This is a genomic window from Paenibacillus sp. JZ16 (genome assembly GCF_015326965.1).
Taxonomy (GTDB): Bacteria; Bacillota; Bacilli; order Paenibacillales; family Paenibacillaceae; genus Paenibacillus_AQ.
In genome coordinates, this window is record NZ_CP017659.1 from 1,330,673 (window position 1) to 1,342,413 (window position 11,741).

The 11,741-nt window shown below is 50.3% G+C and carries 12 protein-coding genes; 8 read left to right on the forward strand and 4 right to left on the reverse strand.

All coding sequences use genetic code 11. The annotated features are described in order from the left end of the window. Positions 1-83 precede the first annotated feature (83 nt). From gcvT to BJP58_RS05840, 4 genes are all read left to right on the forward strand, one after another. On the forward strand, positions 84-1,196 hold the full coding sequence (gcvT, locus tag BJP58_RS05825; RefSeq protein WP_194543183.1) for a glycine cleavage system aminomethyltransferase GcvT: 1,113 nt from the start codon (positions 84-86) through the stop codon (positions 1,194-1,196). Further along, positions 1,193-2,542, forward strand: coding sequence for an aminomethyl-transferring glycine dehydrogenase subunit GcvPA (gcvPA, locus tag BJP58_RS05830; protein ID WP_194543184.1), 1,350 nt, complete (start codon positions 1,193-1,195; stop codon positions 2,540-2,542). Before gcvT ends, gcvPA begins: the two co-directional genes overlap by 4 nt. Next, a complete protein-coding gene (gene gcvPB, locus BJP58_RS05835; RefSeq protein WP_194543185.1) occupies positions 2,539-3,996 on the forward strand; it encodes an aminomethyl-transferring glycine dehydrogenase subunit GcvPB in 1,458 nt (485 codons plus the stop codon). Before gcvPA ends, gcvPB begins: the two co-directional genes overlap by 4 nt. Positions 3,997-4,285: 289 nt before the next feature. Continuing rightward, entirely contained in the window at positions 4,286-5,068 is a 783-nt protein-coding gene (locus BJP58_RS05840; protein WP_194543186.1) for an arylamine N-acetyltransferase family protein, read from the forward strand. Between the two features lie 42 nt (positions 5,069-5,110). Here the strand turns inward: BJP58_RS05840 and BJP58_RS05845 are convergent, their stop codons facing one another. Then, complete coding sequence (locus tag BJP58_RS05845) at positions 5,111-5,590, reverse strand: nucleoside deaminase (RefSeq protein ID WP_194543187.1); 480 nt, start codon at positions 5,588-5,590, stop codon at positions 5,111-5,113. A gap of 225 nt (positions 5,591-5,815) precedes the next feature. Between BJP58_RS05845 and BJP58_RS05850 the strand changes: the two genes are divergently transcribed. From BJP58_RS05850 to BJP58_RS05860, 3 genes are all read left to right on the forward strand, one after another. After that, positions 5,816-6,160: a hypothetical protein gene (locus tag BJP58_RS05850; RefSeq protein WP_071218524.1), complete on the forward strand. Its 345-nt coding sequence runs from the start codon at positions 5,816-5,818 to the stop codon at positions 6,158-6,160. 63 nt (positions 6,161-6,223) lie between these two features. After that, positions 6,224-7,930, forward strand: coding sequence for an ABC transporter ATP-binding protein (locus tag BJP58_RS05855; RefSeq protein WP_071218525.1), 1,707 nt, complete (start codon positions 6,224-6,226; stop codon positions 7,928-7,930). A gap of 250 nt (positions 7,931-8,180) precedes the next feature. Then, a complete protein-coding gene (locus BJP58_RS05860; RefSeq protein ID WP_113056665.1) occupies positions 8,181-8,528 on the forward strand; it encodes a hypothetical protein in 348 nt (115 codons plus the stop codon). Between the two features lie 83 nt (positions 8,529-8,611). On the opposite strand, the gene BJP58_RS05865 is transcribed toward BJP58_RS05860, so the two are convergent. After that, positions 8,612-9,265, reverse strand: coding sequence for a response regulator (locus tag BJP58_RS05865; protein WP_194543188.1), 654 nt, complete (start codon positions 9,263-9,265; stop codon positions 8,612-8,614). Then, positions 9,262-10,089, reverse strand: coding sequence for a sensor histidine kinase (locus tag BJP58_RS05870; RefSeq protein ID WP_071218528.1), 828 nt, complete (start codon positions 10,087-10,089; stop codon positions 9,262-9,264). Before BJP58_RS05870 ends, BJP58_RS05865 begins: the two co-directional genes overlap by 4 nt. 240 nt (positions 10,090-10,329) lie before the next feature. Here BJP58_RS05870 and BJP58_RS05875 point away from each other — a divergent pair, with 240 nt between their 5' ends. Continuing rightward, positions 10,330-11,175: a chemotaxis protein gene (locus tag BJP58_RS05875; RefSeq protein WP_194543189.1), complete on the forward strand. Its 846-nt coding sequence runs from the start codon at positions 10,330-10,332 to the stop codon at positions 11,173-11,175. A gap of 41 nt (positions 11,176-11,216) precedes the next feature. On the opposite strand, the gene BJP58_RS05880 is transcribed toward BJP58_RS05875, so the two are convergent. Continuing rightward, positions 11,217-11,693, reverse strand: a complete 477-nt coding sequence (locus BJP58_RS05880) for a GNAT family N-acetyltransferase (protein WP_194543190.1) — start codon at positions 11,691-11,693, stop codon at positions 11,217-11,219. Positions 11,694-11,741 lie beyond the last annotated feature (48 nt).

The following is an 11,741-nucleotide window of genomic DNA, read 5'->3' on the forward strand; positions in this document are numbered from 1 at the left end:
TTTTCAGCACGACTTGTTATCCTTCTGTCTGTCCTTTTTTGGTGTTTCCCCGATTGATCATGCCAATTCGAAGAGGTGAAGAGATGAGTTCATTACAACGTACACCGCTTTACCCGCTTTATTCCGATTTTCCTTCTGCCCGCTGCATCGACTTTGGCGGCTGGGAACTGCCCGTGCAATTTTCAGGCATTGTGCAAGAGCATGAAGCCGTACGCAAGCACGCCGGCCTGTTCGACGTCTCCCATATGGGTGAATTTATCGTCACCGGACAAGACGCTGAAGCATTTATCCAGAAGATGACCACGAATGACGTAACCCGCATATCGATGGGTCAGGCCCAATACACGTTGATGTGTTACGACAACGGCGGTACGGTAGATGACCTGCTTGTGTATAAACTGTCGGCTGACCGATTTATGCTGGTTGTTAACGCATCCAACATCGACAAAGACCTCCAGTGGCTTCAAGACCATCTTGCAGGTGATGTCACCATCCGTAATGTGTCCGCTGAGACGGCTCTGATTGCACTTCAGGGACCTGCGGCCGTGAACATCATGTCACAGGCCACGACTGAGGTCTTAGACGAACTCCCCTCCTTCCATTTTATCCAGAACGCACAGGTTTGCGGCTGCTCCGCCCTACTGTCCCGTACCGGTTATACCGGAGAAGACGGCTTTGAAATTTATTGCTCCGCTGAGGATGCTCCCGCAATTTGGAGAGAGCTCTTAACCGCCGGAGAACCACATGGCCTTGTTCCAACCGGACTGGGCGCACGTGATACACTCCGTTTCGAAGCGAAACTGCCATTGTACGGCCAAGAGCTTTCGAGCACGATCTCTCCGCTTGAAGCCAGTCTCGGGTTCTTTGTGAAGCTGGACAGCGGCGATTTCATCGGTCGGGAAGCGCTTCAACAGCAAAAACAAGACGGTGTGCCGCGTAAGCTGGTCGGCATTGAACTCATCGATCGCGGTATCCCGCGCTCCCACTATCCCGTATACAACCATGAAGGAGAACCCATCGGTGAAGTGACCAGCGGTACCCAATCCCCTTCACTCAAGCGAAATCTCGGATTGGCCTTGATCGAAACGCCATATACGAGCCTCGATACCGAGGTATGGGTTGAGATCCGCGGTAAGAAGTTAAAAGCCAAAGTAGTAAAGACACCATTCTACAAAAGAGGAGCTGCCTTAACATGAAGCATCGTTACTTGCCTATGACGGATCAGGATCAAGCCGATATGCTTGCTGCGGTCGGCGCGGAAACGATCGAAGATCTGTTTGCCGATATCCCCCAAGCGGTCCGTTACAACGGCGTCCTCCCCATGTCAAAACGGCTGGGTGAGCCTGAACTTCTGAAGCATATGCGTGACCTATCGGACCGAAATGCCGATTTTGACCGTTATACAAGCTTTCTCGGGGCCGGTTTGTACGACCACCATATTCCGGTTGTGCTCAATCATGTGATTTCCCGCTCTGAATTCTACACGGCGTATACGCCATACCAACCGGAGATCAGCCAAGGCGAGCTGCAAGCGATTTTTGAATTTCAATCCTATATCTGTGAATTGACCGGCATGAAAGTGGCCAATGCCAGCATGTATGACGGTTCCACGGCGCTTGCTGAGGCTGCGGCTCTCGCCAGCGGTGCAACCAAACGGAAGAAAATCGTCATATCGCGTGCCGTCCATCCCGAAGCCCGGGAAATCGTTTTGACTTCGGCTCGCGGCCTCGATCTGGAAGTCGTGGAAGTCGGCATCGTCAATGGTGCTACCGACCAGGATGCGCTCGCCGCTGCCATAACGGAAGATACCGCCGCCGTCCTTCTGCAATCACCGAACTTCTTCGGCTGCATTGAAGACGTGAAATCGATCGAACCGCTGGTTCATGAGAAAAAAGCATTGCTTGTCCTGAGCGTAAACCCGCTGTCCCTCGGTTTACTGGAATCCCCTGGCGTGCTTGGAGCCGACATCGTTGTCGGCGATGCCCAGCCGCTCGGCATTCCAGCTTCTCTTGGCGGACCGACGTGCGGATTCTTCGCGGTATCCGAGCCGCTGATGCGCCGCATTCCCGGACGTATTGTGGGTCAAACCGTCGATCAGGACGGCAAACGCGGTTTTGTACTGACGCTGCAGGCACGTGAACAACATATTCGCCGCGAAAAAGCAACGTCGAACATCTGCTCGAACCAGGCGCTGCTCGCGCTGTGTGCATCCGTTTATATGTCCACCCTGGGTAAAGCAGGCATGCAAGAGGCAGCGCTTCTGAATGTGCGCAAATCCCATTATGCTGCCGACCGTGTCGCCAAAGGCTCCCTCTCCCTTCCATTCAGCTCGCCGTTCTTCAATGAGTTTGTGGTAAAGCTGCCTGAAGGAACGAACGTGAAGGAGATCAACTCGAAGCTTCTGCGTGCAGGTTACATCGGAGGTTATGATCTTGGCGCTGCGTACCCTGAGCTTCGAGGATGTATGCTGATCGCTGTGACCGAACGGCGGACGAAGGAAGAAATCGACCAATTTATTGGTGAATTGGAGGCGATCGTATGAAACCGGAAAAAGCATTGATATTCGAACTCAGCAAGCCCGGCCGTGTCGCCTATTCCCTTCCCGAATGCGACGTACCGGAGATCGACGCCGCATCATTAATACCAGAGGGCCTGCTGCGCAGCAAACCGGCCGAACTGCCGGAAGTATATGAAGTGGATGTCATTCGTCACTATACGGAGCTGTCGCGGCGTAATTTCGGCATCGATAACGGCTTCTACCCGCTCGGCTCATGCACGATGAAATACAACCCGAAGATCAATGAGGACGTTGCCCGTTTTGCCGGCTTTGCCAAGATTCATCCGTACCAGCCAGAAGAAAGCATTCAAGGCGCTCTGGAGCTGCTTTACACCCTGCAGAATGATCTGGCGGCACTTACCGGGATGGATCAAGTAACGCTGCAGCCCGCTGCGGGTGCGCATGGGGAGTGGACGGGACTCATGCTGATCCGTGCTTACCATGAAAGCCGCGGCGAGAAACGAACCAAGGTCATTGTTCCTGACTCCTCGCACGGCACCAACCCAGCCAGCGCAACGGTTGCCGGTTACGACACGATCACGATTAAATCCAATGAGCGCGGCATGGTTGATCTGGAGGCTCTGCGCGCCGTCGTTGGTGATGATACGGCCGCACTAATGCTGACGAACCCGAGCACGCTCGGACTATTTGAAGAGCAAATCGTGGAAATCGCCGAAATCGTGCACGAGGCAGGCGGTCTTCTCTACTATGATGGAGCCAATTCCAACGCCATCATGGGCATCACCCGCCCAGGCGACATGGGCTTCGACGTGGTCCATCTCAACCTGCACAAAACGATGAGCACGCCGCATGGCGGCGGTGGCCCCGGTGCAGGCCCTGTCGGCGTAAAGAGTTTGTTGATCCCGTTCCTGCCAAAACCGATCGTGTCCAAACGCGAGGATGGCACCTATTATTGGGATTACGATCGTCCGCAATCCATCGGCCGCGTGAAGGCGTTCTATGGCAACTTTGGCATCCTGGTCCGCGCCTACACGTATATTCGCACCTATGGACCGGAAGGACTTCGCCGTGTCTCGGAGCTTGCAGTGCTGAATGCCAACTATATGATGCACCGTCTGGCTCCATATTACGAAGTTGCCTACCCTGGCCTGTGCAAGCACGAATTCGTGCTATCCGGCAAAAAACTAAAAGAGTTTGGCGTGCGGACCCTGGATGTTGCCAAGCGGCTGCTTGATTTTGGCTATCATCCGCCAACCATCTACTTCCCGCTCAACGTAGAGGAATGCATTATGATAGAGCCGACCGAGACGGAGAGTAAAGAAACACTGGACGGTTTCATTGACACGATGATCCAGATTGCCAAAGAAGCCGAAACCACGCCAGAGGTTGTCGTAGGCGCCCCTTATACCACGGTCGTGAAACGACTTGACGAAACGACGGCGGCACGTAAACCGGTTCTGAACTGCACCTGTGGTTAATATTGAATTGATCTATATTCCGTAAGAAAGGGTGTCCCTCGCCGTAGGATCGGTGATAAGGGACACCCTCTTTTTATGCACTCAAGTACCAGAACGGGGGAAAGTAACCTTGCTGTGTTACCCTAGACGGGCTATAGCTGCCCGAAGCGCCGCGGCATCCATTGGCATAGTCCCTCTTCCGCCTTCTTCTTGTTCTCTATTAGAAAATCCGAATATATGATATAAAGTATATAATTAGATACGGCTTACTTCTACCAAGCTGACAAAAGACGAAAGATGCGGTGATCAAATGAGTAACCCGATACATGGCCTGGATGTAAACCCATATCTTGAGCGTATTGGATACACGGGCCCGATTGTAAACAGCGCTTATATGCTCGCCAGATTGCAGGAACAGCATGTACATACCGTACCCTATGAAAATCTCGATATCCTTGATCGAATTCCACTGTCCCTGGATATCCCCGATCTTTACGATAAAATCGTAACTCGGCATCGCGGCGGCTATTGCTTCGAGCTCAATGCGTTGTTTGGCTGGCTGCTGCAGAAACTGGGATTCAAGGTCACTCATTACTTCGGACGCTTCTGGCGGGATGAAACCGATACGCCTGCTAAACGTCGGCATCATATTCTGCAGGTGGATATTGAAGAACAACGATATATTGCCGATGTCGGCGTCGGAGGAGCCGGACCTCGCCATCCTCTGGAATTGGTGGATGGCCTTGTGCAGACCCAGGGGAACGAGACCTATCGGCTCGTCCAAACTGAAGCGTATTGCTGGATGCTCGAAGAGTGGAAAAAAGAAGCCTGGGATCCCGTCTTCTCCTTTACGGAAGAACCTAACCTGCCGAGAGATTTCATCACCACTTCATTCTGGTGCGAGTATGCCCCCGATTCGCCTTTTAACAAAACGGCTCGCGTATCCATTCGTACGGCAGAAGGCAGAAACACCGTGGATGATGACGAATTCAGAATTTACAAAGCCGGCGGCGTCCACACCTTTAAACCGGGCAATGCACGGGAATATGCCGAAGCACTCTATACATATTTCGGCATTCCTATCCATAAATAAGAATAAACCGGGCTTTCCCATGCAGGGAGCCCGGTTTTATTGTTAATATTCGACTTTGCGCTCGGCTGCGCTCCACGCTTGAAATGGCAGCAAATAATCCGCTGTTTGAACCTGCTTCATTGGGATGGAGCGCTGGTCCATCGGCATCGCGATTTCATCGTATATGAAATGATCGTCGAATCCGATCTCAGCCGCATCCTTCTTCGTGCTTGCATAATAAACGGCATCAGGTCTGGACCAGTAGATGGCCCCCAGACACATCGGACAAGGCTCGCAGCTGGTATAAATCGTACAGCCTTTTAATTGGAAATCCTCCAGGTGTTGACATGCTTCCCTTATGGCTTGCACCTCGGCATGAGCCGTCGGGTCGTTCAGCGCGGTAACCAAATTACGGCCCCTGCCGATCACTTGACCATCCTTCACCACAATCGCTCCAAAAGGACCACCCTCCACATGTTGAACGTTTCGATGGGCCTCTGCAATCGCTTGACGCATCCAGTACTCATGATTATGTTCGCTCATTGTGTACAGCTCCCTTCCCATGTTCATCCTGATCCCGGTGCTGTTATCCATCCATGCCAATCACCTGGGACAGCTAATTATCATCATAGCATACCTTCCTTTAATCTCCTCCATTTTTCCAGTTGAATGGAGAAAAATGGATTGACGAAGTGTATACAAACGTATACAATCACTTTAATAGTATACAAATGTATACGTGATTATTGATAAGGAGGTTGATGTTATATGCGCCAAGAGGATCAGGATACATCTGGTCAAAAACGGGCGGAGCCTCGCGAGCGTGATAGCAGCCACCGGCACGGCGGGCGGCACGGAAGACGGCGAGAGGAAGGCTACGGCGGCAGGGAAGGCGGTAAGATGGCGCAGACGTTCCGCCGGGGGCGCGCGCTTTCCTTTTTGGACAATTTGATTGTGAAACGGGAGACTTTGAAGAAACAAGTGAATGACCCGGACTTTGAAGCCATCAGAGAAGTGGTCAGCGGAGAGCTGAAAGCGGTAGACCAGATCATTCAGGAGTACATTCAGGCTTTTGAGCTGTATGACACGAAACCATCGCAAGACACCCCATAATGGCTGTCCGCTAATCTTAAACCAATAACCCTAACAGAGGTAGAACTTGGAGTGTGATAATTCTTGATCAGAAAGTTTTTTTCGTACTATCGGCCCTATAAGGGATTGTTTATTTTGGATTTTACGTGCGCCGTTATTGCCGGACTGCTGGAGCTTGTTTTCCCGCTTGCCGTCAGCAAATTCATTGACGATCTGCTGCCCAGCCAGGATTGGCCGCTTATCCTGATTGCCTGCATCGTCCTTCTCTCCATCTATGCGCTGAATACCGCACTGCAATACATCGTGACTTACTGGGGGCATATGCTCGGCATTAATATCGAGACGGATCTGCGGGAGAAAATGTTTTCCCACATTCAGAAGTTATCCTTCCGTTTCTTTGATAACAACAAAACCGGCCATCTCATGGGACGCATCACAAATGATCTTAATGACGTCGGAGAAGTAGCCCACCATGGACCGGAAGACGTGTTCATTGCCGTTATGACACTGCTCGGTTCCTTCTCCTTAATGGCTTACATCAACTTAGAGCTAGCGCTTCTGACTTTTATCATTGTGCCGTTTATGGCATGGCTGATCATTAAGTTCGGAGGCAGAATGACTACGACCTATCGTCAACTGTTCCGTAATGTAGGGAATTTCAACGCCCGCATCGAGGACAATGTCGGGGGTATCCGTGTGGTTCAATCGTTTGCGAATGAGGAGCATGAGAATAAACTGTTTCAGGAAGAGAACAAGCAATTTCGGGCGACCAAACTGCTGGCTTATAAAACGATGGCAAAAAGCATGTCCATCAGCTATATGCTGATGCGTCTGATCACGGTATTTGTCATGATCTGCGGTGCCTGGTTCTTCATCCAAGGCAAAATTGAGATGGGTGAATTCATGGCCTTCCTTCTGCTCTCCAACATCTTCTTCCGTCCGATCGAGAAGATCAATGCCGTTATTGAGAGCTATCCCAAAGGGATTGCCGGCTTTAAACGTTACCTGGAAATCATGGATACCGAGCCGGAGATCGCCGATGTGCCTGATGCCGTATCCCTTTCATCTGTACGGGGAGATATCCGCTTTGAAGGCGTTACCTTCGGATACGAACCATCGCGGACGATACTGAATAACATCCATCTGACGATCCGTGCCGGAGAAACGGTTGCGTTTGTAGGACCGTCCGGTGCGGGAAAGACCACCATCTGCAGCCTTCTCCCCCGTTTCTATGACGTGGATCAGGGGACGATTACGGTGGATGGGATCGACATCCGGAATATCAAATTGCAAAATCTTCGCAAGCATATCGGCATCGTGCAGCAGGATGTTTTCCTCTTCTCCGGTACGATCCGTGACAATATCGCTTATGGCGACTTACATGCCACGGACCAGCAAATCTGGGAAGCTGCACGGCGTGCTTCGCTCGATGAACTGATCCGAAGCCTGCCGGACGGTATGGAAACGGTGATTGGGGAACGCGGCGTCAAGTTGTCCGGCGGTCAGAAGCAGCGCTTGTCCATTGCGAGAATGTTCCTTAAGAACCCGCCGATTCTTATACTGGACGAAGCCACCTCGGCACTCGACACGGAAACGGAAGCGCAAATCCAGAAGTCCCTGGCTGAGCTGTCCGTCGGCAGAACAACGCTGGTGATCGCTCACCGGCTCACCACCATTCAGAGCGCGGACCGGATTATCGTTGTCAATTCCGAAGGCATTGCCGAACAGGGGACGCATCAGGAATTGATTCATTCCGGCGGCGTGTACAGCAGGCTTCACCAAGTTCATTAATGATCCTATGATCCGTTGTTTTACATGAATACTGAACTGATCGTCTTGAAATCCCTCAAATATATAAAGGATGCCTCCGCTTAGAAGCGGGGGCATCCTTTTTTTCGAGACTATTTATGAATTGAATCATTAGACAATCTATCAAGATATCACGCAACAGAATTTTCGCCTCATTGTCCTTGGATAAAAAAGTTGCTGCATGGAAACATTAATGGCGTACTACAAAGACATCAATTTCAGGAGGCCCTTTATGTTTTATATCTACAGTGTCGGTCTACTCTTCGGCGGACTGTCGATGATCAACCTTGTTTTCTCGTACCAAACCAAGCATATCCAGCACCTGTTCTGGCCTACGCTGCAGTTTCAGTTATTCATGCTTCCTCTGTTCCTCATCGCCAACATGTGCATCGGATACGGGATCCGTTATGGATATAAAGCCACCGATCAGTTAGGCTATACGTTGATCTTCTCCAAATGCCTGGAAATCCTGATTTCGTTAGGGGTGGCATACTTGTTCCTGAAGGAAGTCCCTACATGGAAAAATTGGGCCGGCATCGGTATCATTGCGCTGGGCATATTCCTTGTTAAACAGAAATGAGCGTATCTAGTGCACGGATGCTTTTTTCGCCTTATCCCCATCTCTGCCAACATCCTTTCGGACGTCAGATCCCCGTTGTTAAGTTATCTCTTCCCCATCCAACCTTGTTCGTAGGCATAACGAGTCAGCTGGACCCGATTATCCAAATGCAGCTTTTGCAAAATGTTCTTCAGATGGTTCTTGACCGTATTCTCTGATATGCACAAGTCAACCGAAATATCGCGGTTGGACAACCCCTCGGCGACGAGCCCCAATATTTCTTTTTCCCGTGCCGTTAATGGACTATTGCTTGGATCCGGCTTGTCATGCTGCGAAAATTCCTTCAATATACGGAAAGCAAGCTCCCTGCTCATCGGCGCTTCGTCTACGGCAATAGCCTTGAGGTACTCGTGCCATGATTCGGGATTCAGATTCTTTAGCAGATAGCCTTGCGCTCCACGTTTCAGGGCGTCAAACAAGTGAGCAATGTCGTCGGACACCGTGACCATGACAATCTTAACGTAAGGAAATTTGTCCTTCACTCGCTTGGTCGCTTCCAATCCGTCCATCCCAGGCATCTGAATATCCATGAGAATAATATCAGGCATCCATATTTCGGTCAGTTCCAGCGCTTCCTCGCCGCTTTGTCCTTCGGCCACGACTTCAAAGGTCGGGTCACCGCTTAGAATGGTGCGAATTCCTTCTCTGGCAAGATCGCTGTCATCGATGATTAACACGCGAAACGGCTGCTCGTTCATGCGGTATTCTCCTTCCGAATGCTGATGATCGTCTTGTTGTTGCGTCTTTCCACCATGAACTTCCAGCCCATGGCCTCAGCCCGATCCTTCATGATTTTGATTCCATACCGGTTGCTGCCGAGCGGCTTGTCCAACTCAAACCCTTTGCCATCATCGCTGACGGAGCAATGCCAGCTTGAGTCCGCCGCTGTCGCCGTTATTATGACGTGCTTCGCTTCGGCATGCTTATGGATATTCAATAAGGCTTCCCTGATCGAAGCCAGCAGCTCCACCTTTTCTTTGGCAGATAGCATCTCATCCGGAATTTCCCACTGCACGTCGAAGTGCAGATTCGTCTCCTCCTTAATTTCCTTAATCAAGCTGTCCATGCTATGCATCCACGGAATAGCTTGCGGATCTGCCGGATATCGGAGATTAGCGATAGCTTCTCGTACATAGGCATTGGTTCGGTGGACACTTTCCTTAATATCCTGATATGGAATTTCTCCGGTTAGCCCCGATTTCTCAATTCGGTCAATCTGTGCGTTCAGCAAGAACAAGGATTGGGCGATTCCGTCATGGAGCTCTCGGCCAATCTTCTCCCTTTCATGCATGGCCGCTTGCAGTGCTCTGGATTGGTTCAGTTCCTCCTGGTTCCGTTCAATCAATGAGAACAACTGGGTAAGAAACAGAATGGAAACCAAGAACACGATTACAGGCGCAAGCAGATTGCCAAGATCCATCGATATATAAGGCAGCAGAAACTCATGCCGAACATACTCCCATATGCCAATCGTCAAAGTGGGAATGATCAGAATCAACCATTTCATTTGTTTATAGGACATACCCTGCCTCCTATTTCATTTCAAAACATAAATGCACCCGTCGCTTTATCTATCATTTAGCAACTGGCTATCCCTTCATTGTAATCAAGATTGACCATAAACGGAATGACTCTAAAGAGCTACTGACCTTACCAGTTTCACCCGTACTGAAATAACCTATTTACAATTCGAGTACAAATCGCGTATAAAGAGTAAAAGATATCCATTCATTCCATTTCCGATGAAGGGAGCTGCAGTTAGATGAAGCAAAAAATTGCAGTGATCATTGTACACGGATTGGGAACACAAAAGAAAGACTATGCGGATAAATTTATGAAAAAATTGAGAGGAACCTTCTCTCAAACATCTGGCATTCCGCATGAGCAACTGGCCATGGAGGCCGTGCATTGGGCCGATGTATTCGCAGGACGCGAGTCCGAATTAATCAGCAGCAGCATTAAACCTTACCGTTTACGTTATCAGCACCTTCGGCAGTACGTGATCCACAATCTGGCGGATGCCGTAGCTTACCAACCCGTGGAAGCCGAGGATCAGAATTATGAGGCCATTCATCGGACCATCAGTGAAGCGCTGCACCGACTTGCCCTCGCAGCGGGCCCCCAGGCTCCATTATGCGTGATTTCTCATAGCCTGGGATCCGTAATCGCCAGCAATTTCTTCTATGATCTGCAATTCTCCTCCCGCGGGCATCGTCTTGTCGTTGACCCGGAAGCTCCGTTGGAGCGGGGAGAGCTCCTGACCTTATTCTATACGCTGGGAACCACCTTGCCGCTGTGGAGCATGCGGTACCGCGATTTTGATAGGCCGATCGAAGTCCCTTCCATAAAGCTGAAGCACTATCATGATCGGCTGCTGGGAGAATGGGTTAATTTCTACGATAAAGACGACATCCTTGCTTACCCTCTCAAAGGCATAAATGAAGAATATGACCGCACGGTTCGTAACGATATATCCGTTAATGTGGGAAACTGGCTAACCAGCTGGAATCCCCTGTCACACAGCGGTTATTTCTACAGCAAACCGATCCTGGAGTATATTGCTTCAAGTTTGGAAGCTACCTGGCGGAGTGTCAACCAAGTTAAATAAAGTTATGCCGCAAAGACCAGACGTCTTTGCGGCATTGTTCATCATAGGGTTATATTCATCACCCATTGTTCTCCGATCGGCCCCATTCTTCTCCTGCCCGTATCTTGGAAACCAACCCGTTCATAAAGCTGTTGGGCCGGAACATTCTTATGGTTTACGGCCAATACCACCTCATTGCAGGTAGGAAACTGACTCCGAATGAAGGATGACAGCGCAAGCATCCCTCTCCTGGCATATCCCTTACGCTGCTGCCGATGGTCAATGGATAAGGTGGTTAGCAGCATCGCATGAGGATTGCTTGTGTACTCTTTGACGCGTTCCGTCGCGTGCAGGATAAAGAAGCCAACCGGATGACCATCCGCTAAAATAACGATAGGATGCTGACCCTCAACTTCGTTAAGTGCTTCTTTCGGATGAGCGGTAAATTGGACTTGCTCATCCGGAAGCTCGAATTCTTTCAAGATGGGCAGGTGTTCAGCCGAACGGAAATCCAGCTGAATATGTTCTGCTTTTTGCATGGGTACATCTCCTCTGTATATGGTGAAATGGATACATAACTTACTCTA